Raw genomic sequence first — 23,613 nt, 5'->3', positions numbered from 1 at the left:
TACCCGGCATATTTACCTCAGCACAAATTTATGTCAGCGGATACAGCTCCTGGTAAGCAACCAGGATGATACCGCCATACGCGCGATGCTTCCATAATCAATTACTGTTACCATGAATTGCTTTTCCGGTTCACAGCTCAGGCTGCTGAACAGGATGGGTAATTATTGACCTAAACTTCCCGGCCTTTGAAAACAACTGGTTTAAAATACCTCCTGTATGTATTATTGTTGCAGGTACCCTTAGCCGCCTGCAAAAAAGAAGAAGCGGTGCCGTTGACCGTTGACTTTTCCTATTCCATCATGAATGAAGATTTTACCGCTCCGGTAAAGGTGAAGGTTACCAATAATACTACCGGCGCTGCGCATTACAAATGGACTTTCGCCGGCGGCGACCCGGCCACTTCTAATAAAAAAGATCCGGGTACCATTGTTTTTGATTCGGCGGGTGATTGCAGTATTACCCTCGAGGCCTGGAATGATGACAACCGGGATACGGTAACCAGACAATTGGTGGCCGACAGCTCGGTGGTCATTGCGTTTGATGCGGTGGTGCAGGTAAATGACTTTGTACCTGCACAGGTTACCATCATCAATAAAAGTTCAGGTGGTGTACAATATAAATGGACTTTTGAAGGCGGGCAACCGGCCAGCGCTGCTCAAAAAGATCCCGGCACTATTGCGTTCAACACACCCGGCGAACATCTTATTTCCCTGGTGATGAACAATGGCCGCAAAGATTTTACCCTTACCAAAAAGATAGTCCTGCAACCCGCCTTACAACCGGTCTTCACTATTATTCCCTCATTCGATGATAACGACCAGGAAGCACCGCTGATGGCCACCTTGCACAATGAGACCATCAGTGGCCTGCACTGGCATTGGAGCGTTACCGGCGGCGGATTGATCAGTAATGACACCGCCCGGGAACCAACTGTTCATTTTACTGCCGGTGGTACCTATACCGTTACACTCACTGCTGATAACGATAAAGAAACCAAATCGGTACAACACCCCATAACGGTATTGCCCAATACCAACCTCCGCTCTTTTTCAAATGTGCAGTTAGGCATCAATACTGCCCATTCAACCATAGGTTGTTTTTTTTCAACCAGTTTGCAGCGAAGTTTTAAAGCATCGGATGATCTTACTACAACGGGCCGTGAGATTGATCTCGTATTTTTCGGGTTGAATGCCGGCTTTACCTATAACCGTTTTGTTTCACCCGATTCTGCCGGCGAATATACCTTCAACGCCATACCAGGCGCGCAACCTGTTACTATAATAAATTCCCAGGACCAATGTAATTGTGGCGCTGCATTAACGCCCGCTCAATTTGATGGCCTGACCAACGATGCACTGCTGGCCGGAATGGCCATCAATTTTACTGCCGGCGGGTGGCGCTCCTTTTCCAATAGCGTTACGCCGCTCATCGTATTATTTAAAACCAGCGACGGCCGCAAAGGCGCTGTTAAAATAAAACAGTTTGTGTCAAATGGCGCGGGCTCCTATATGGTAGCCGATATAAAAGTGCAGAAGACGCCCTAGTTGTCAATAAAACCTGAAGTCGGGAACTATGAAAAAAATTATCCACTGTTTTATTCTGATCGCTGTAGCAGGCCGTTGCCAAAAGACAATGGCCCAGCAGATAGATGTGGAGGGGTTGAAGGACGTGTTCAAAGCGCGGCCCCTTAAATTCAGTGGCGGGGTGGCTGCCAATGCGGCCTGGTATGCCGGCAATGGCAATTATGGCCGGGCGCCTTTTACCTGGTTTTTGCAGGGCAATGTCAACGCCAGCATATTTGGTAAAATAAACCTGCCTTTTTCTTTTAATCTTACGAATGCGGGTAATGGGTACAGTTATCCGACGGCGCCCAACCGCCTGAGCCTGCATCCTACCTGGCGCTGGGTCAGCGGGCATTTGGGTGATGTGGCCATGAGCTTTTCACCGTATACCCTCAATGGCCATCAGTTTACCGGGGCGGGCGTAGACCTTACGCCCGATGGTCCCTGGAAAATAAGCGCTATGGCTGGCCGCTTAAGAAAAGCTGTCAACTATGACAGCACTAATAATAATGTGCTGCCCATGTACCGGCGTATAGGCTATGGCGCTACAATAGGGTATGAAAAAAAAGGGTACCGCCTCAGCATTGCTGCCTTTTCTGCCAAAGACGAACGAAATAGTTTAACAACACCACCCGATAGCCTGCTTATTTTCCCCGGACAAAACCTGGCATTGCACTATGAAGTGGCATTGCAACCTGTGAAGGGGCTGGAGGTAACCGCAGGCTATGCTACCAGTATGATAACGCGGGATGTGCGCGATACTACCACTGATCATAATAAAGACCTTACAAAAATAGTGATGAAAGGGAATGGGTCCACTGCCGTATACCATGCAATAAAGGGTACGTTGAATTACAATTTCCGCAAAAGCACTATTGGGCTGGGATATGAACGTATTGACCCTGGCTATCAGACTTTCGGTGCCTATTATTTTAATAATGACCTGGAAAATATAACGGTAAACCTGGCGCAAAGCTTTTTACGAGATAAAGCCAGTGTATCGGCAAACGTAGGTGTACAGCGTGATAACCTCGATTATAGTAAATCAGGTACTACCCGGCGTTTTGTAGGCGCTGTCAATATGAACTATGCACCCACGGAAAGACTCCAGACAAGTCTGAACTATTCCAGTTTTCAAACATTTATGAATATCCGTCCGCAGTTTGAATACATCAACCAGTTGCCGTTTCAACAATTGGATACGCTCAATTTCACCCAGCTATCGCAAAATGCCAGTCTGAATGTAAATGTGCTCACCACAAAAGCTGACAAACAATTGCATTCGCTGAATATGAACCTGAGCTTTCAGGATGCATCCGATGACCAGGGCGGGACCGTAGCCAAAGGGAACGGTTCGCAGTTTTATAACCTGTCCGGTTCGTATGGGATACAATGGTTGAAACAGGGGATGAACCTCACCGCTGCTTATAATGTCAGCTATAATACCATTGCACGCAATGATTTTATTACCATGGGGCCCACGCTGGGTTTTATGGCCCGGTTGTTTAAAAAGAAACTTTCCTCCGGACTGACTGCTTCCTACAATTTCAGCAGGCAGGAAAATTCCTTAGTGAACAGTGTGGTAAGCATCCGCTGGAATGCCTCCTATACCGTGTTCAAAAAACACCGGCTGAACCTGAACCTGGTCAATCAATACCGGGAAACGCAATCAAAGAACTCAACTGACCTCACCGGAACTATGGGGTATAGTTATAGTTTTTGAGATTGGTAGTTGAAAGTTATAAGTTGAAGGGAAGACCTGTAAGGTTCATCATTGGGTCTTGCATTATCAGCCTGATGTCTTGAACCTGACAGGTCGTTTTATCTTACGTTAAGACCTGTCAGAGCCTGCCCCGATTTATCGGGGATCGCTTAGGCCCTCTGAATGCTCAAGCTCGGATGGCGAACCTTACAGGTCTTAACTGAACTCTGAACACAAAGAACTATATGATACGTTATTGTTTTAGTTTATTACTGTTGCTATTTATTACCGGAGCTTATGCAAATGAGTATTCCGATTCTGGCGATATCCGGTCTGCTGCGATCAGCGCAGTACAGAAAGTGGAAAAATCGAACCGGTGGATAGAGTCGCTGCAACCCTCCGATGTGAATGAATTACCGGTTGGACTGCGCAGGACCATCAATAACATCACGTATAAAATAGCAGTGAGCAGTGCCATCTTTCGGGAGAAGTATACCGAGCTCACTGCCTATGCCAGTGTAAACATTCCACAATATGAAAAGCCCCTGGTATTTGGCATCAGCGGTTTGAAGCTTTCGTATACAGGCGGCATTGTGGGAGATGCCAAGCTGGTATTGCTGGGCGATTTTCCTATTCCCATCCAGGGCGGTAATGCCAAACTCATTCTGCAAGGCGGGCTCAATACAACAAACGGTCAGGCCAAGGACTCAGTTACCTATCTTTCCATGGATTGTAATGGGTTTAAAGAATTAAGCGTGTCAGCATTGGTGCAGTTCCCCCGAAACCTGCTGGTGCCCTGTGATAAGAATGGTAAGAAGATAACAGATTCAAACGCCAGTGTGAACGCTTCGTTCAAAACAGTAATAACCGACTGGAACGATTTGCTGGTCTCCATCAATTTGCCAAAGTTCCAGATCAATAAACTCGAAGGGGTAGTGTTTACGGTTTCTAATGCCGTCTTTGATTTCAGCGATTTCCGCAACAGCCCCACGGTGGCTTTCCCTGCCGATTATGCCAAACGGTATATGAGTTATCCCAGTGCTACCATGTGGCGGGGGGTATATATTCAATCGCTTGAGATCGCATTGCCCGAGATGTTCAAACGCTCCAATGAAGAGGGGGCTGTATCTTTTAGCGCTACAAAAATGATCATCGACAATAACGGTGTCACCGGTAATTTCTCGGGAAAGAATATCCTGTCTTATAATACAGGTTCTGCCTCGGGCTGGCGTTTTTCGGTGAATGATTTCAGTATCGGGCTCGAAGCCAATCACCTGGTGGCCGCTTCGTTCAGTGGTAACCTGGGGTTGCCCGTTGCGGCAGCCGATTCACTCGCTTATGATGCAGTGATCACCGAAGACAATAAATACTGGTTGACGGTAAAGCCAAAGAAGTCGCTCGATTTTAAATTATGGCAGGCAAAGGTAGACCTTGATTCCAACTCCTATATAAAGCTGCTGGTAGATAATGGCCGCTTCAGACCAGAAGCAAATCTTTGTGGCCGCATGACGGTGAGCGCAACAGGCAGTGCGGGTAATTCGCTGGCCGAATTCAAGGGTGTCACCTTCCGCAACCTGCGGTTAAAGACCATGGCTCCCTATTTCTCCGTGGATTACTTTGGTTATAGTGGCGAAGTAAAGATCGCCAAATTCCCGGTATCGATAGACAGCATCGTGTTGGTAGCCAAAGACACTACCCGGGTCGATCTGTCGTTTGGCGTAAAGCTAACCCTGATGGACAATGCCTTCAAGGCTGGTACCCGGTTAAATATTGCCAGCACTTTCACCAGGGATCAAAATGGTAACCATAAGTGGGAATTTGAAAAAGTAGGTATTTCAAACATAAAGCTGGAGAATGTAAAGATCGGAGGACTATCGCTGAGCGGGGAAGCGAATTTTATGCAGGATGATAAAGAGTACGGCGATGGGTTTGCCGGTAATATCACTGCCAAATTCGAGATGTTGAGCAGCCTGCAGGTAACTGTACGGTGCATTTTCGGACACAGCACCTTTCGGTACTGGTTTGTGGATGGCCAGGCCAAGTGGGGCGATGGCATCCCGATCGTTGGGCCCTTACGCCTCAATGGATTTGCCGGCGGCGCTTATTTCCGCATGAGTAAAAAGAACAAAGGCTCGGCCTCCTCTACCGGCAGTGCGTTGGGTGAATACAAACCCGATTCGGTAATGGGTATTGGAATCAAGGCCGGCATCTTCTTTAATGTGGCCAAACCCGAAGCCGTGCAGGGCATGGCTGAATTTGAAGTGGCCTTTAATCGCAATGGCGGCATGAATTACATTGGTTTCTTTGGCAATGCCAAATTCATGGGCAAACTGCCAGGCATAGCCGGGAAGTTCATGGAGAAATCGGCTGCGCTGTTCAATAAAGTGGAAAACGCAGTAAGCTCCGGGTTGGAAGGATTGTCGGATGTAGCCAAACTGGAACAAATAGAAAAGCTGCAGAAATTAAAGATCAGTGACCCGCAACAGGCCGCCCGCACCATTCCACCAGATGTAGATATGAATACCGAAAATGGTATTTCCGCTTACCTTGGGATGTTCTATGATTTTGAAGCAAACACCTTCCATGCAAACTTCGATCTGTATGTAAATGTGGCGAAGGGGTTGTTGCAGGGAATTGGTAATAATTACCGGGCCGGCTGGGCCGTGATGCATTTTGCACCCGGTGAATGGTATGTATACATGGGTACGCCCACCGACCCGATCGGTATCCAGTTCTCGCTGGGAAGTTTCAAACTGAAAACACAATCTTACTTCATGCTGGGAACAAAGATCCCCGGCTCACCGCCACCACCTGATGAAGTGGCTGATATCCTGGGTCTGGATGCGGCACAGCTCGATTATATGCGTGATGAAAATGCGTTGGGTGATGGCCGTGGGTTTGCCTTTGGGGCCCGGCTATCGGTGGAGACCGGTGATATCACGTTCCTGGTGCTGTATGCCAATTTCAAGGCCGGGCTTGGTTTCGATCTTATGCTGAAAGATTATGGCGATGCGCATTGCGAAGGCAGCAGCGACCCCATTGGGATGGATGGCTGGTATGCCAATGCACAGGCCTATGCTTATTTACAAGGGGAATTAGGGGTGAAGGTGAACCTCTGGTTTATAAAGGCCCGCATCCCCATTATCTCAGGCGCTGCGGCCACGTTGATGCAGGCGAAGCTGCCCAACCCCTCGTGGTTTGTTGGATACCTGGGTGTGCGGTTTAGTGTATTGGGCGGATTGGTATCCGGAAATGCGCGGTTCAAACTGGAAGTGGGCAATGAGTGTACCATAGTTGCGGGAGGCGCCCAAACAACGCCGGTGGGTATTGCGGTGATCTCAGACCTAAGTCCCAAAGACACGGCCAATGTAGATGTATTTGCGTCCCCACAGGCTGCCTTCAATTTTGCCATAGGTAAAGACATCCCTATCTCTGATGAAAAAGGCGATCATACCTTCCGCGTACAGCTCGATCAGTTCGATCTGCTGGCCAATGGAAAAAGCATTCCCGGTAAACTGACCTGGAATGCAAACAATGACGCCGTTACCTTTTATTCAACAGATGTATTGCCACCGGCCACTGCTATAAAAGCGGTGGTGAAAGTAAGCTTTAAAGAAAATCAGCATGGTTCCTGGCAAACTGTCTATCTGGATGGAAAGAAAGCTGAGGAGAGCAGAACGCTGAATTTTGTTACCGGTACGGCGCCCGAAAGCATTCCCTTGAGCAATATAAGTTATGCCTGGCCGGTAGTGGAACAGCATAATTTTTATGCCGGTGAAACCAACCAGGGCGTGGTGCAGTTGAAACGGGGGCAGAAGTATTTGTTTGCCATCCGCGGGTATATTCCACAGTTGATGTTACAACCGGTTGGTGGCGGACAGCCGGTGAAGCTGCCATTTAGTTACGATTCAACCGAATGCCGCATCCGCTTTAATATTTTTAAAGTGCAGGCCAGCAGTAATTATGAACTGGTACTGCAAAATGTGCCTTCTGCCACCACCCCGCAAGGCGGCGGTCAGGCGGTTAGCACTACAGCGGTAAATGGCGACAGCGTACAGATTGCCACCAACAGCGCAGCTAGTGTTGTGAATACGAATACCGGTAAACCGTTGTTGAATTATACCTTCCGCAGCAGCCGGTATGGCACCTTTGCCGAAAAGATGCAAGCCATACAACAGGGCGGCACCAGTATAAAAAAGCTGGCCTCAGATCTTATCAGTATGCAGCAGGGTGTAACGGGGGGCGAACCTTTTGATCTCAACGAATTATCAGGAACGGAGTATACCAATAATCTCCCGCTGGCGCAACCCGTGGCCATCACCGACGATGCCTATTTCCAGGCATACATTTATCCATTGAACTATAAGAATTACCCGGTAGGCGGTTCCATTGGGCTGGGGGAGCGCGATACGGCTTTGTTGGGTTTGGTACCGGTACGGGCACTGCCGGTGTCGTTGTCGTACCAGAGTTTGGTACAGCAGGGCAATTTTGCCGATCCACAGGTTACCGGGTATCTGCCATACATATACGATCTGTTCCGGATTTACAAACAGGATTTTCTGGACCTGCAAACCCAGGTGGTGGACCGTTTCCTTGGTACGTCGCAACAACAACAATACGAATGGTTGATCAATGGCTACTTCCCCTTCATACGCAAGGGTTATTATAACGTGAATTATCAGTTTGTAATACCCGGCGGTATCAAAGGCAGTTCACACACCATTCCTTATTATAATCCTATTCAATAAACTATGAAACGTTCCCTATTGCTTTTAGTAATTGGTTTGTTGGCTGGCATCGGCGCAGGGGCGCAAGCCGGTAAAAAAATGGTGACGCCCCTAAGAGTGATCGCCCGACCCGATAGTACAGGACATACCATCCGGTTACGCTGGGCTGTTACCAACACCACCTTATGGAAACTCACCAACCAGTATGGTTTTGTATTGGAACGGTATACCGTATTACGCGATAAAAAAATGTTGGGGGTGCCGGAGCGCAAAGTGCTGGGGCTGCCCATCCGCTCGAAACCGTTGAACGATTGGGAGGCGCTGGCGAAAAAAGACCAGTACGCAGCTGTTATTGCCCAGGCATTATATGGCAGCGATTTCCAGGTAGGCAGTGTTAGTAAAGGCATGGGCCATCTCATCAGCCAGTCGCAGGAAATGGAGCAACGCTTCAGCTTCTCGCTGTTTGCGGCCGATATGAGTTTTGAGGCCTCATTGCTTGCCGGCTGGGGATACGTGGACAATGACATTCGTCCCAATGAAAAATACCTGTACCGGCTTAGCGCCGCGGCGCCGGTCGCCCTGGCAAAGAAAGACAGTGCTGCTGTCTTTATTGGCGCGGCTGACTATGAGGTCCTGCCTGCCGTGCAGGAAATACAGGCGCAGTTTGGCAACCGGGTTGTTATGCTCTCCTGGGATTATGATCGCGTAGCCACTTATTATACCTCGTATTTCGTGGAGCGGTCGGAAGACAACGGTAAAACCTTTCACCGCCTGAGCGATATGCCGGTAGCCAATTTGAATGAAGGCGAAAAGCATCGTGCCAAACGCATGTACCTGACCGATACACTGCACAGCAATGAGCTTACTTATCAGTACCGGGTGCGGGGTATTAATCCTTTTGGCGAAACAGGACCGCCCTCTGATATAGTAAAAGGAAAAGGAGTGAATGTGCTGCCATTTGTGCCGGGTATTCAATCCGCTTATGCAGATGACAAGGGGTTGTTGCAAATGCGGTGGGAGTTTGAGGAGAATGCCAATACCCTCATCAAAGGGTTCCGGCTGAATAAAGCAGACCATGCCGATGGTCCTTATAAAATATACATAGACAGCATAGCAGTTACCAAACGTGCGCTGCAGCTCAAAAACCCGGTAGAAGGTTCCGGTTATTTTACCCTGACGGCGATCGCCAAAGAAGGTGAGGGTCGTACCTCCTTTCCGGTGTTGGTACAACCACTCGATTCCATACCACCCGATATCCCGGCCGGTTTGCAGGCGGTGATAGATTCCAATGGCGTGGTATCGCTTAGCTGGAATAAGAACAGTGAACGCGACCTGATGGGGTATAAAGTATACCGGGCCATGAAACAGGATGAAGAACCCATACCGCTGGTAGATTCGGTATGGCAGGGCAATCAATTCCGCGATAAACTAAGCCTGAAGCTGCTGAATAAAAAAGTATACTATGGAGTTGCCGCATTGGATAAACGATGGAACCAGTCGGCCATGTCGGCCCTGGTGGAAGTAAAGAAACCGGATATCATCCCACCCTCAGCCGCTGTAATAAACCGCTTTACAGTAGATGCCAACAAGGTTACCCTAAGCTGGATAAACAGTATGGATGAAGATATTGCCGCGCATGCATTATACCGCAAGGGTGCCGGGGATTCGGGGTATGTCCTCGTAAAGAACTTTCTTGCAAAAAGTGCTACCGGATATACTGATACGGTTCAAACCGGGGCCGGTCAATACCACTATTACCTGGCAGCCCGCAGCGAAGCCGGATTGGTCACTGCTTCCGAACCGCTGGTAGTGACCATTACATCAGCGGCGGCAGGCCCATTACAACTCACCCGCCTGTATGCATACCCGCAGCCAGAAAATAAAAGAGTGGAGATCGTATGGGAAGATGCGCTTAAACAGGTAAGCAACTACCAGGTATACCGCGCCATAGGTACTGGCGGGATGTCGCTGTGGAAAATAATTCCGGCCGCACAAAAAGGCTTGTATGATACCGATGTACAACCAAATACTGTGTACCACTATGCGGTACAGGCGGTGTTGTTGTCGGGCGCTTATAGTGAAATGAAAAAAGTAACGGTAAATTATTAACTGTCCGCTATGAAAATACGTGTAGGGTTGTTGATGACCATTTTAATGAGCACTGCCTTGATCACCCAGGCTCAGCTGCGCTATAAATTAAAACTAATTACACAGATAACCTGTCCGAAGGTCGACGATTACCGGGAGGTATGTACCGGGAATCTGATCAAGGAAGTGGCCAAGTTTAGCAATGCATCCAATATGGATATTGCCAAAACGCCCTTGCGGAATTCAGATAATGGGGTAGGGCACGACCTGAATGGATTGAATGAAAACGGATGCGATGGGGTAGTGAGGAGACGGTTTGAGGATTCCATCAGCTTTGATATTTCCAGGCTGATCACGAACGTATATCTCGAAAGCAGTGCCGATAAATCGGGGTTTAGCGGTTGCTCGCATCTTTGTGGAAGCCAGTACGACTGGCCCGTTAATATAACGCAGGGGGTATGGCACCAATTCCACAGCAGCCCCTTTGGCTGTTATTATGGGAACACTGAGGTGTTTATCTCGCCCGAAAATATCGATCTGCAAACGAACGAAAACTATTTGCCCTCTACCGATCGCATTACTATTACTGCCACAGCTGGCTACCCGGCGCCGGTTTACAACTGGCAATATAATATTGGTGGTACGGGCTGGTACGATTTTCCCGCAGCCACCAATACTTCAGGGAAAACCAACATCCGGGTGTCGGGGTATGATCTCATTGGAGCGAACTTTGATACCGTTCGTAATTCGAACGTTTTTATCCGGTTAAAGGCCGACTTTTATGTCTCTGAAGTACTTACTTTCAAACCCACCATTCCCTCCCCACATATCACAACGCTTACTCCGATTCCCAATAAATGTTTTGGGGAATCGAACGGAACCATCATCGTGCAGTTCGACCGCGCGCTGGTGCCCGGAGAGTCTTTGTCGCTGATCTTAAACGATACGATCAACAACCGCCCTTATCCGGTAGCTGCCGATGTTTCATTGGATGCTGCTAATAAATATATTTTTCCGGCGCAATTGTCGCCGGGTGGTTTTGTCATCGACCTGATGGGCAGTTTCGTTACCGGTACCGGTACTATAGCCACTTATACTCTGGACGCCGGCCACAGAGGCGAGACCGGGTTTGGTAGCCCTGATTCGGTAAGCTTTAACAATAATTTGCGGGATGTGTATTGTTATGGGGGGGCGGATGGAATTATTAATATTAGTGCAACAGGCGGGGTACGCAATTACAGCGCAGGGTATAAACAGGTGCAGGATGCCAGCTGGCAATGGGTACCATTTTCCACTACGGGGCAGCATGTCATCACCGGGCTCGATTCGGGGGTGTATCAGTTACGGGTGGTTGATGGCAATGGCTGTTTTTCAAAAGAGGCCAGTGGTATTGAAAAGGTGGCCAACGTTACCATTGGTCAACCCACGCAGCCCGTACAGGTGGACTACCGGCAGATCAACGATCCATTGGCGTATGGTTATACCGATGGGCAGGCCAAAGTAATTCTTATTGGTGGCACTCCGGTAAGCGGTAATAGTTACCATGTAACATGGAACAACTATGCCACCGGTACTGTATTGACAAACGTTACCAATTCAACAGATCCCTTTACCTCAACGCTGCAACAAATTGGCGATGGTACCTATGTGGTTACTGCTACTGACAGTCATTATGCATTGACGACAGGCGCCAATACAACAGGTTGTATGGTGCGCGATACCCTGCATTTACACCAGCCGCCGCCATTGATCGTTACCGTGGCTGAAAATAGATACGTGTCCTGTAATGGGGTCAGCGATGGCGAACTGTATGCCAAAGCGCAAGGGGGTATAGAGTTCCCCGGACGGCGATATGTGTACCAGTGTTTTTTGAATGTGAACGGGTCCTGGGCACTCATTCACCAGGGCGATAGTATTGTTACCCATGTGGGCGCCGGTACTTATAAAATAGCCGTCACTGATAGTAATAATATCACGCGGGAATCGGCGCCTTTTATCCTTACCCAGCCCAATGTGTTGGCTGTTAATTTGAGCAGCACGCCGGTTGATTGTCATAGCGGCGCCAATGGTACGGCTTCGGCCATCATCAGCGGTGGCACGCAGCCTTATTCGCTGGCCTGGAGCACGGGCAGTACGGCGCCAACCATTACCGGTTTGCAACAGGGCGGTTACCTGGCGTATATAAAAGATGCGCATGGCTGTGAGACCCAGCAACAGGTAAAAGTAAGTACGCCCAATCCCATCCTGATAAATAACGCTGTTGTAACGCCGCCGGTATGTACCGGTTTTTGTAATGGCGCCATCAATTATACACTGGCAGGCGGGGTGCCGCCTTACAGCTACCAGTGGAGCAATGGCAGCCGCACACAAGGTATTACCGGTATTTGTGCCGGCAATTATAGCGTGACCATTGCAGATACGCGAGGCTGTACCACGCAGGAATCATTTGCCGTAAACGATCCTTTCCCCCTTACTATAGACCTGGGGCCTGATCTTACTTTATGTACCGGGCAAACCTGGCTGGCAAATGCGGCCATCCCCGATCCCAGGGCCGTTTATGCCTGGAGCGGGCCATATGGGTATGTGGCAACCACCGCGGCGGCCATCCTTTCCAGCGAAGGGAAATACAACGTGTTGGTAACCGATAGTAAAGGCTGTACCGGCAGCGACAGTATTGCCATAACCCGGAGCAATGCCACCATAGGGGCAGAATTTGTATCAAGTACCCAGGGTTTTAAAGGCAATAAAATAACCCTGATCAATTTTAGTAAACCCTGGCCGGAGACCGTGGCCTGGCTGTTGCCAGCCACCAGCGCCATTACGGTGGTACGGAAAACCGACAGCCTGATTGAATTACAGTTCAACGATACCGGCACCTACCGCATTGGCATTCGGTCGGGTGTAGGCAGTTGTTCAAAAGAATATTACAAAAGCATTACTATCCTGGAAGCGCAATCGTTCAACGACCCGGGCACTGCCAATGATCCCTTTGTGCTGGATTTTAAAGTGGCTCCCAACCCCAGCACCGGTCAGTTTACGGTTACCGTGGCCTTGCAGGATGTGGCCGATGTCAACCTGCGACTGGTGAATTTGCAAAATGGCGCCCTGCTTGATGAACGACGTCTGCGCGGCAGCAAAAATTATTCGGTGCCCTATAAGGTGAACCTGGTAAGCGGGTTGTATGCCCTGGTTCTGGAAACGGCGAACGACAGCCGCATTTTCAGGGTGTTGATCTTATAATAAAAAGATTAGGTCTTAAAGCGTGTTTAACAATGAGAGTTACCCTATATAAGAAAACAGTAAGCCGGTTGTGGTTGTTTGTTTGCTTACTGGCCGCACAAATGGTTACTGGTCAGCAATATCCCGTACAGATAGTGCCCCAGCTGCAAGCGCCGTATACGCTGAATTTGAGCGATTATTACAATGGCGTACAGGATAAACTGGTAGTGCTGCTTACCAATACCGATCTGAATAAACCGGTTATGCAGGTACGGTTACGCATGAGCATCCAGGGCCAGGTGGCCAAACTCCTCAGCCGCGATAATATATATTATCCCCCTATTCAGTTGAATGCCGGTATTCCACTTCGCATAGGCGGGGGCGATCTGGCCGCTTATTTCAATGCCGATAATCTTATCTTCCAGGGCATCACCCGCGCACAATATCTCCAAAGCGGTAAATTGCCCGAAGGGTTCTATCAATTTTGTTTTGAAGTGGTGGAGACCGAGACCGGTCTTAACCAGGTAGTAGGCCGCAGTTCCTGCGCCATGGCCTGGATCAGTTTGAACGATCCGCCCTTGCTGAACCTGCCGGTAAAGGCCGAAAGCATTGTTTATAAAGACCCGCAGAACATCATCTTCCAGTGGACACCCCGGAATTATAACAGTCCGGTCAGTGCATTCAATACCGAATATGAATTTTCCCTGGTTGAATTGTGGGACAATGGCGTGGCGCCGGAGGCCGCTTTTGGCACTGCCCAGCCATTGTATCGCACCACTACAAAAAGCACCACGTTATTATATGGACCGGCAGAACCGTTGTTACTGACCGGTCACCGCTATGCCTGGCGCATCAGGGCCCAACCAACTGAGGGTACTGAAGGCGGTGATGTATGGCGTAATAATGGCTATAGTGAAATATCCTGGTTTACCTGTCAGAACAATTGTGCAGCACCGGTAAATGTGCAGGCTGAAATAAAAAGCAGCAGCGCCACCGTTACCTGGACGCCCAATCCCAACCAAACTGCGTTTATGGTTGATTACCGCGAAAAAGGGCAGGCCGCTGCTACGTGGTACAGTTCCACCACCAATACCAGCCGCATGGTTCTGACCGAACTGAAAAAAGAAAAAACGTATGAATACCGCGTGGGCGGTACCTGCGATAACGGCAATACCTATACTTACAGCGAAATAAGAACATTGACCATGGGTAAGGACAGTGCGGCGGACAGTACCTGTGGCACCCTCACCGCCGCGCCTGACATCGCCAACCGGACAGCCATCCAAACCCTGTTGACCGGGGATGTGATCGTGGCCGGCGACTTCCCGGTAAAACTGATGCAGGTAAGCGGTCAGCGTAGCTTTACAGGTACAGGATATGTGACCGTACCGTTCCTGGGGCAAAACCGCGTTAAAGTAAAATTCTCCAGCATAACCGTCAATACTGATAAACAACTGATCGGCGGCTATATAGAATCCACCTATGATTCTACTGAAAAACAAATAGCCAACCTCGACCAGGTGTTCGATGGTGGCAAGGACGTAGGTATTGTTCGTGCCGGCGTAGATACCGCCGGCTACTATATCGACATGGTGATCCCTGATGCGGAGCACATCAAAGTAACATTGGATACAGACACTGCCGGTGCCAGTCAGGGTACTACGCTGATCATTACCGGCGCAGATGGTACGGTTAAGGAAGTAAAAGTGGAAGAGGTGCCCACTACCATAAAAGACAAGAACGGCACGGTGTATGGAATTGACAAAGAGGGAACCGTTACCAAAATAAGTGAAAGCGCAGGGACATTTAACATGACACCGGCTGGATTGAACACACTGCAGCCCTCTAAGGCAGTGGTGCGTTTCATCCCGCATCCCAACCAGCAATATGCATTCGATGCGTACCAGTCCTTGTATGCCAACAGCAACCTGTTTAAAGAGAAATATGAAAAGCTGGCCGGTGAGTATTATGTAAATGCCAAGCTGATCACCGAAACAAAAACAGATGTGATAAAAGCGGTGATCGCGATAAAGGATACCACCATCAAAGCCAATAACATCCGGTTCATAACGGCCAAAGGAGTGCGCTATGAAAGCAAACCATTGACCGATAGTACCTGGGAAATAAACCTCGTGGGTGGCCCCGGTGGGGATGCGCAGGAATTGTATGCCTTGTATCCGCAGGACAGTAGTAAATTCCTGTCGCTGGGTAAACTCCTGATCGCTTCGTACAAGCCGCAGGTCCGCAAGCTGGTGCTGGTACCCGTAAATGGCGCCACCACTAATCAGGCAGCCATCAGTGAGCAACTGAACGCCATTTACAATCCGGTAGGGGTTACGTTCAACGTAACGCAGGAGGCTGATCTCAATGATAACAGCTGGGACCTTAATGGCGACCATAAACTGGCGGTCTCGGGCAGTAGCTGGTTATCTACACAAACCAATGAAATGAAGGCGTTGAACAGTGTTTATGCAAAAGCGCGTTCCGTGCAGAACGATGCGGTGTACCTGTTTGTGTTGAACAGCAGCGACAGCAGCATCGCCGGTGAGATGCCCAGGGGAAAACAATTTGGCTATCTGTTCAACGGCGGCGATGGCCATGCCGTTGCGCATGAAACAGGGCATGGGTTGTTCCAGCTGAAACACGTGTTCGATGGCTATGGATTTAAACAGGGCGAGTTGCCATCGAATGTAATGGATTACCCGGCGGGTAATAACTTCACCAAATACCAGTGGGATGCCCTGCACGACCCCGGTGTAGTGGTCCCTATTTTTGAAAAGCCCGGGGATGCCGAGCTTCGAGTGGGCAATGTCACCGATTTTGAAAAGCTGAAGAATGTAAAGACCAATACCTATACGTTCCTGTCGCCCGGTGGATTCCCGGTTACCTTACCTGCCACCGCAACGAATATCAACCTCAGCGAAACCAATTATTTCAACAGCACCAGTGAAAAAGATTCGGCACAATCTATTTCGTTTGGGACCCTGATAGGTTTTAGTTTGCCCGCGAAAGAAAATACAGTCCGGTATCTTGCAAAAGCGCAGAACGGTACCGCCTCATTTTTGGGGTATTTCCCTGATGATGGCAGCAAGGACCCTTATAACGATAGCCTGTCGGCCAAAGAGACCGGGGGGAATATCATCATTGCTTTTCCTTCCTGCCATGTTGAAGATACTGCTTACGCTATAAAGGCACGATGGGCACAGGTCCCTGACTCCATGTGGAAAAAGACCCAGGATTCAGGATATAGGGCCAGTGGCTATTTGAAAAATGCGGGCATTTTGCTGGAAAAGATAGCGGTAGAAGACTATGAGAAAAGGTACGAGATCCCCGCTTATGACATCACCGGTTCTATGCGCCCTTATTCAGAATTTGAGGGAAGTAAGGAAGCGACGGTATTTTTGTATGATAATACAAGAGATAATGCCATGCCGTTGCCGGTTATTGTGCATATAGCCAACCTGATAAAATTATACCCGGTTGAATTTAGTGCATTTCGCAGGTGCGGCTCGGGCGCATTATGGATGGGCGATCAACCCTGGGTTGGTGCGCCTGCCTACAATTATGCTGGTTTGAAAGATAAAGCGCATACTTACATGGATGCTTTTGTCAGGTTTGTAGAAACTACAAAAAAACAAAAGGGGAAGGTGGCTGCCATTACCAATGTCGATGAGATGAGGACGCTGTTAGGTAATACGTGCGAGGAAATGTACAAACAGCTGACGGCTGAAGAGCGGATCAAGATCATCAAATTGTATACGCAGGATGGTAATTGGATCAGGGGCTGTTTCGTTGGTGATGAAATAAAATGTGAGGAAAAACAGTTGATAACCGTTCTCACCACAGTGCCAGATAACGAACAAGCCGTAATGATAGCCAATTTCCTGAATGAAGACAGTAACCTGCCCGTGCTTTACAGATTGACACATGATGTTGACGGCAGTAATAGGGAGGCAATGTTGAGAAGCCTCTTCGAACTCTTCCAGAAAAAAGACCAGCGAAGCGCCTTTACCCGGGGCGACCTGCTGGGTAACCGACTCTTTTGTGATGCAAAATATGATTATGGTGAATTCTATATCCATATTAATGATAAGATTGATTTTTACAGTCAGAACAACAGGTGCACGTTCACGATCAATAGAATAAAGGAACAGAAATTCTATAAGGGAGTTAACAGCTATCTTCAGCAGAAGTATCAGGCAAACATCAAGGATAACGGGTACGAATGGATCACTAACATCCATCCATTTGATGCGGTGACCGTGGTCTTTGGCGAAGACTTTACGCTTACCAATGGGCAGACACTGTTCTCAAATGGCGATATTGTGCGGATGCCTGCCCTGTATCTGTGGCATATGAATGATATAGACGCGGCACAAACAGCGGCATTGTTAAGGGATAATGCCATAAAGTTTGTAGAAAGTGTGAAAGAGTATGGCGGCCTGGCACTGGAAGTAAATACGGCCGACTATGTGTTGAAGATAATCGAAGAGCTGCATGGAGTGTATACCACAACGATAAGACCATCGATCAACCGGGATAGTTTAGATGGCGGCGGTAGAAAAATGGTGGATGACCTGGATAAACTGGCCGCCAGGTATGAGGTATACAATGATGGGAAGGAATGGTTTGATGTGTTGAAGGAATTCCATGATTTCGTAAATGTCGATGAGTCGTTCATTCCCAAGTTGAAAGAATTTTGCAAGGACCAGGTGCAGGATATGGTTGTTGACAAATTCATCGATAAGTGTAAAGAATTGGTGACAACTCTGCCCAATATTGTAACAACTGACTGGAAGGCTAACTGGAAAAATTGGGAAAACTATGGCACACAGGAAATAGGTGGCGAAACGTATGCGGCCATTGGCGACTGGTACTTTTCCCGGGAAGCTATTACCAGCTGTACCGATAATCCTTTTGGGGTATTGCCAACCGATATAGAGGAAGCCATTGACCAGGGAACTACTTTTATCAAAGATGATGGTCCCTATCTCCAGAAGATCTATGATTATGACCAGATCAGGGTGGTTACGGAAACCGACGGGCTGAATTTTATTGTAAGGACACTTTCATTGGTGGACTGGAATAAAATAGGGCTGCCGAAAGCATTGAAAAATGTAACGTACAAGGATGTGCGGAACCGCAGCCGCTGGACGGACGAACAATTGTTACAGGGGATAAAAGAAGCGTACCATGAGGTGAACATAAAAAACAAAGGGATCTTTAATATCCCCGACGGTACTTATACCGGTTATACAAAAGAGCATTTTAAAGTTGAATTCACGGTAAGAAAAACACAAATAGAATCTATTAGTGCAGTTATAATCTTATAGAATAGGGGTGACCTGTAAGGTGCATCATTTGAGCTTGCCTTATTAGTGCGTTTTATTGCACCCCGCCAAGCGGGGCAGGCTCTGACAGGTCAATTAAAGGGAAAGGATGACCTGTCAGGACCGCAAGGCCAACTGATTGTTTAAGACCCGATGGCGGACCTTACAGGTCATCCCAATAATGGTGCCCCGCTTCGGCGAGGTACCATTGTTATTTAAAGCAATTAAGCTACAACGTTATTTTAGTGCCTGGTTATATATCAGGTACAAGCGCACGCTTGCGTCAGGCTGATCTTTTTTAAAAACAGGTAGTTGTACGCACAAAGCGTTTCCTGAAATGTTGTTATTTTGGATCATTAGCAACTGAATCAATTGCGCTCACTGGCAACCTCCCCAATCTCTGTTATTACCTGTTAAAGATCAATAAGTAAGGTCGTTCTATCTTCAATGGGTAGCCGTTATAACCGGCTACAGTATTTATTTTCGATCTCATACCCGATCAGTATTAAGTTACTATGAATTTTAATTGATGTCCAAATGATCAAACAAATTATTGGGGCATGCGTCATCCTCATGACCTGTCATGGCGGTGCGTATTCCCAAAACTGTCCAGCCGGCGGAGGTGGGACCGACTATTCCGGGAAAAATCTGACAGATTTCAATTTTACGACATTACCGGCAAACGCATTGGTGGGTGCGAATTTTTCCAATGCTATCCTTTGTGGTGCCCAATTCCAGAATGTAAATCTTACCAAGGCTAATTTCTCCGGCGCCATCATGCGCCGGTCGGCAAAAGGAGTGACCGACTTAAGTGGTGCTACGCTGGACCATACCTGTTTTCAGCAGGCGCAGCTGGATAGTGCCAATCTCCAGTTTGCCAAAATTAAAGCGACTGATTTTTCCAGGGCCAGTTTGCTGGCAGCCGATTTTGGGCCGCTTATGAATATTCAGCTTTCCGCTGATAGCCTAAGAACAAAATTCAATAACACCACTACTGATTTTAATCACTTTCCCATTAGTAACTGGCCCGATGCCTATTGGTCGTATACAGATCTCAGTAATTGCCGGATCTCCGGCCTCAACTCCCAGAATTTCAGTTTTAAAGGAAAGACCATCAGCGGTGCCATTTTAAAAGGGATGAATTTCACCGGTTTCGATTTTCAGCATTGTACCATGACCGGTGCTGATCTGTCCGGTGCCAATCTAAATTATGCCCACATGGACAGCAGCACCATGGACCAGGTAAAACTGGTAGGGGCCAAACTGAATTTTACGGGACTCACCGGAGTAAGTTTTTACAACCCGGCCAATACCGGCAAGTCTGCAGATCTTTCCGGGGCGGTTCTGAACAATGCCACCCTGCACCACTGCAACATCAGTTTTGCCAATATGCGCGGAGCCACCCTGTTGGGAGTGACCGCCGATAGCTGCTCGTTCAACTATGCCAATTTTCAATCAGACAGCATTTATGACGTGGCCAACTTTTCCGGGGCCACTTTGAGTTATTCCTCTTTCAGTTCGGCACAGCTAAATGGTGTTAATTTTTCCAATACGTATCTCATTAATGGCAATTTCAATAACCTCACCCTGATGAGCACGAACTTCACTGATGCTATTATGCCGGGCGCTGTTTTTCAACAAAGCAAACTGGAAGGCGTTTTGTTTACCGGTGCTATTCTTCAAAATGCCAATTTTACTTCCGCTACTATGAAAACGCCCCCCAATGGCGGGTCCAGCGTAGACTTTTCCTGCACGCAATTAGGGGGGGCGATTTTTCCAATGCCATCGTTACCCAGGCCAATTTTTCCAATGCAGTAATGCTGGCAGCAGATTCCTGTTGTAAAACGGTAGATGGGAATGGGAGTTTTTGCGGAATAATAGCTATTAACCAGCAGGGTTATGGCGCTACGGTGTTTCCGCTATTGAAGAATAAAGTCACCTGTCCCAATGGCGATCGCGATACCTGTCATGGGCAGCAATGGGTAGTGCCGGGCTGGCGAACTGCCAATTGCAATCAGGACCACGTAACGGAAACTGTTTGGTTCAAACCAGATTGTAATGGAACAGATACTGCCGGCAGGATCACCTTTCCTGATCCCAACCTGCAAACCTGTTTGGTGAACCGGTTGTTTGGTGGCGACAATACAAAAGTGATCACAAAAAACATCGCGGCCCAGGTACCTTCGCTTAGTTGTCCCTGTATGAACATCAGCAACCTGGAGGGACTGGAGTATTTTACCTCCCTGGAATCACTTGATGTTTCCTGTAATAAGCTCACCGATGGCACCTTTTTTATCAAACTGCCTACGTTGAATAAATTAAAGGTGAGCGAGAATCGGTTGGTGATGTTGAATCTACAGGGTCTTTCAGGGCTTCGTTACCTCGATGCATCGGACAATGCGCTTACCTCCGTGCTGCTGGATGCCGGCAGCTATGTTAATTTCCTTGATCTCTCGGATAACAATCTGACGCAAATGGATATTACTATCCAGAATACACTGAACTATGTTGATCTCTCCAATAATAAGTTAACCAACGTGGGCGATCTGTCGCAGTTCAGCAGCGTCGGCACCATCTATTTACAGAACAATTCCCTAAAGACCATTGGCAATATTTCTACGATCTATAATAACGGGAATGGCAATCTTTCCGTCCTGAACCTGTCGTGCAACCTGCCCTTTCTTTGTAATACGCTGGGGCTCGACAAAACGCAGGCCGAAAAAGATTTTCTTAAACACAGCCAGTGTGGCGTGAACAATTTGCCCAGTTGCAATACCTCTTTGTCAACTACAAAACCAACCATTAAAAAAAATCTTCCCCATGTACCTAAAAAGAAAAATAAGCCGCTGCTCAAATAGAGCAGGCGGACTTTCCTTAAACCTGTTGTTTATTGTGTTGTTGTTATTAACCAATGCAGGCTATGCCCAAACAAATAAAAATGATTGTCCATTCTGTTACCTGAAAGGGAAGAGTTTTGCCGGAAAGGACCTGACCAATGCCAATTTTAACGGCGCCTATCTTGACAGCGCCGATTTTACCAATGCCAAACTGGATGGCGCCAATTTTAGTAATGCAAGTCTTATAGGCGCCAAATTCATTAATGCAAAAGCAGCGGTGAGCGCCAAAGGACCGGTTAATTTTTCGCTGACCAATTGTCTCGGCGCCAATTTTAGCAATACCAGTTTTAAAAATGCGGTGTTTTATTACGCTAATCTCAGTGCTGCCAATTTCACCGGCGCCGATCTGACTACGGCGCGCATGGGACCCGAGCTAAAAGTATACAACAGCGCTCCCGCCATTTTTAAAGGGGCCAAACTCGGTTGTGCCTTTATTCCCTTTGTATACATCCTGGACCTGAAAGGCGCGATATTGCCATCCTGTATGGTACAACCGGTAGCCCAGGCCGCCAAGGAACCTGCTTTCACGATCAGGGATATAAAGAATCCAACAGATTGCGCACAAACTACCCTGGTAACGGCTACCCGCAATTCTTTGGGCAATAGAGATAGTACAAGGAAAAATAATCCAAAGGAAGAGGTGGCTGCAGGCGATACCTTGTTTGTCTCGAACCAGGGCACCGATACCAGCACCTGTGGCGCCGTGGGCAGTCCCTGTAAGACCATTGCCCGGGCAGTGGCCAATTGCGGCGCAGGCCCCTGCACCATAGCGGTTGATTATGGTGAGTATACGCTCAATGCGCCGGTATCATTAAACGGGATCACGCTGGTAGGAGGTTTTTACAATGGCCAACCTACCGCATATCAGTCGGCGCTGTTTGCGCCACCCGGTGGCTTGCCAGCCATTATTGCTACTGGTGGCGCGGTTAGCCTCAGCAATTTTATCCTGGATGGCAGCATTCCTGCACAAAAAAACCTGCCCAGCATTGTGTTGCAGGCGCAGGGTAATAGCACGGTGACTCTGTTGAACACCAATATCAATTCATTCAAAGGAGGTATGGGCGACGATGGCTCCGGTGCGGGAAAGGGTAGTGACGGTGGCACAGGTGGAAATGGTTCTAATGGTACCGGTGGTACCCCTGGTACTTCAGCCAGCTGCCCTGGCAATGCAGGAGGTTATGGCGGTAACAGCGGTTACTTTAATAAAGCTGATTGTAAATATCGGTGGGACAAGGCTGCCTGCGAACAGTCTATAGAGGTTTGCTGGTACAATGGCGGCAATGGCCAACCGGGTAGTACCGGGGTGTCGGCACCAGGCTCCAAGGCCGCGGCTGGTGTCTTCTATTTTTGCGGCAGTAAAAAACGTCCATCCATAACCGCAACAGGAACTAACGGTACAGCCGGCGCCTGTGGTGGCAGTGCATACCCGGCTGCGGATACAGCAGGTAAATTTTTAAATGGCCAATGGGTGCCTGCTACAGGTGGCTCCGGTGGTGTTGGTGGCAGTGGCGGTGGCGGCGGCGGTGGCGGTTGTGGCGGGTATTGCGCTTACTGCGGTTGCTTTTGTGGCGAAGAGACCTATAATGGGACCGCAGGCGGCGGCGGCGGTGGTGGTGGTTGCGGTGCTCTCGGTGGTCAGGGTGCCAATATGGGCGGCGCTTCCTTTGGCGTAGTGCTCATCAATGCTACCCTGGTAGCAGACAATACCGTAAAAATAACCAATGGGGCCGGCGGTGATGGTGGTACTGGCGGCGCTGGTAACAGCGGTGGCGCAGGTGGCGCGGGTGGCAACGCCCAGTCTGGTAACAACGTGTGCAACAATACCGGTGGCCAGGGTGGTAATGGTGGTGCCGGTGGAGCAGGGGGTGCCAGTAGCGGCGGAGCTGGTGGTAATGGCGGCCCATCCGTTGGCGTAGCCCTGGTTGGTACTTCAACCTGCTCAAACAATCTCGTATTCTATGCCGGCAAATCGGGTAACCCTGGTAGTGGAGGAGCCGGTGGTACGCCTGTTACAGGCGCTACCTGTTCAGGTGTAAAAGGCAACGGCGGCATTTTATCTACAGTAGCAAACACGCGTCAATATTAGA

Annotated in this window: 9 protein-coding genes; all 9 read left to right on the top strand. The window is 48.6% G+C overall.

Features of this window, described 5'->3' with window-relative positions; translation table 11 throughout:
- Positions 1 to 186 precede the first annotated feature (186 nt).
- The 9 genes from J7I42_RS17910 (at position 187) to J7I42_RS35390 (ending at position 23,612) form a co-directional block, all read left to right on the top strand.
- A complete protein-coding gene (locus J7I42_RS17910; protein ID WP_209140214.1) occupies positions 187 to 1,545 on the top strand; it encodes a PKD domain-containing protein in 1,359 nt (452 codons plus the stop codon).
- Between the two features lie 28 nt (positions 1,546 to 1,573).
- The gene (locus J7I42_RS17905) at positions 1,574 to 3,286 is read left to right on the top strand and encodes a TonB-dependent receptor (protein ID WP_209140213.1); all 1,713 of its coding nucleotides are present in this window, start codon (positions 1,574 to 1,576) and stop codon (positions 3,284 to 3,286) included.
- 224 nt (positions 3,287 to 3,510) lie between these two features.
- Entirely contained in the window at positions 3,511 to 8,013 is a 4,503-nt protein-coding gene (locus tag J7I42_RS17900; protein ID WP_209140212.1) for a hypothetical protein, read from the top strand.
- Positions 8,014 to 8,016: 3 nt separating this feature from the next.
- Entirely contained in the window at positions 8,017 to 10,101 is a 2,085-nt protein-coding gene (locus J7I42_RS17895; protein ID WP_209140211.1) for a fibronectin type III domain-containing protein, read from the top strand.
- Positions 10,102 to 10,110: 9 nt separating this feature from the next.
- The gene (locus J7I42_RS17890; RefSeq protein WP_209140210.1) at positions 10,111 to 13,320 is read left to right on the top strand and encodes a SprB repeat-containing protein; all 3,210 of its coding nucleotides are present in this window, start codon (positions 10,111 to 10,113) and stop codon (positions 13,318 to 13,320) included.
- A gap of 32 nt (positions 13,321 to 13,352) precedes the next feature.
- The gene (locus J7I42_RS17885; protein ID WP_209140209.1) at positions 13,353 to 18,632 is read left to right on the top strand and encodes a fibronectin type III domain-containing protein; all 5,280 of its coding nucleotides are present in this window, start codon (positions 13,353 to 13,355) and stop codon (positions 18,630 to 18,632) included.
- Between the two features lie 534 nt (positions 18,633 to 19,166).
- On the top strand, positions 19,167 to 20,447 hold the full coding sequence (locus tag J7I42_RS17880) for a pentapeptide repeat-containing protein (RefSeq protein ID WP_209140208.1): 1,281 nt from the start codon (positions 19,167 to 19,169) through the stop codon (positions 20,445 to 20,447).
- Positions 20,447 to 21,487 carry a leucine-rich repeat domain-containing protein gene (locus J7I42_RS17875; RefSeq protein WP_209140207.1) on the top strand — a complete coding sequence of 347 codons (1,041 nt, stop codon included), beginning with the start codon at positions 20,447 to 20,449 and terminating at the stop codon, positions 21,485 to 21,487. The genes J7I42_RS17880 and J7I42_RS17875 overlap by 1 nt, the downstream gene beginning before the upstream one ends.
- Positions 21,450 to 23,612, top strand: a complete 2,163-nt coding sequence (locus J7I42_RS35390; protein ID WP_209140206.1) for a pentapeptide repeat-containing protein — start codon at positions 21,450 to 21,452, stop codon at positions 23,610 to 23,612. Before J7I42_RS17875 ends, J7I42_RS35390 begins: the two co-directional genes overlap by 38 nt.
- Position 23,613: the final 1 nt, after the last annotated feature.

It is taken from the genome of Niastella soli (assembly GCF_017742245.1).
Lineage (GTDB): Bacteria > Bacteroidota > Bacteroidia > Chitinophagales > Chitinophagaceae > Niastella > Niastella soli.
The sequence above is the reverse complement of the archived record's forward strand: the minus strand, read 5'-3'. Positions and strand labels throughout refer to the sequence as shown.

Bases quoted from the DNA above. Each gene is read 5' to 3' on its own strand.
- J7I42_RS17895 (WP_209140211.1), top strand. From the start codon at position 8,017: ATGAAACGTTCCCTATTGCTTTTAGTAATTGGTTTGTTGGCTGGCATC.
- J7I42_RS35390 (WP_209140206.1), top strand. From the start codon at position 21,450: ATGTACCTAAAAAGAAAAATAAGCCGCTGCTCAAATAGAGCAGGCGGA.
- J7I42_RS17905 (WP_209140213.1), top strand. From the start codon at position 1,574: ATGAAAAAAATTATCCACTGTTTTATTCTGATCGCTGTAGCAGGCCGT.
- J7I42_RS17885 (WP_209140209.1), top strand. From the start codon at position 13,353: ATGAGAGTTACCCTATATAAGAAAACAGTAAGCCGGTTGTGGTTGTTT.
- J7I42_RS17890 (WP_209140210.1), top strand. From the start codon at position 10,111: ATGAAAATACGTGTAGGGTTGTTGATGACCATTTTAATGAGCACTGCC.
- J7I42_RS17900 (WP_209140212.1), top strand. From the start codon at position 3,511: ATGATACGTTATTGTTTTAGTTTATTACTGTTGCTATTTATTACCGGA.
- J7I42_RS17875 (WP_209140207.1), top strand. From the start codon at position 20,447: ATGCTGGCAGCAGATTCCTGTTGTAAAACGGTAGATGGGAATGGGAGT.
- J7I42_RS17880 (WP_209140208.1), top strand. From the start codon at position 19,167: ATGATCAAACAAATTATTGGGGCATGCGTCATCCTCATGACCTGTCAT.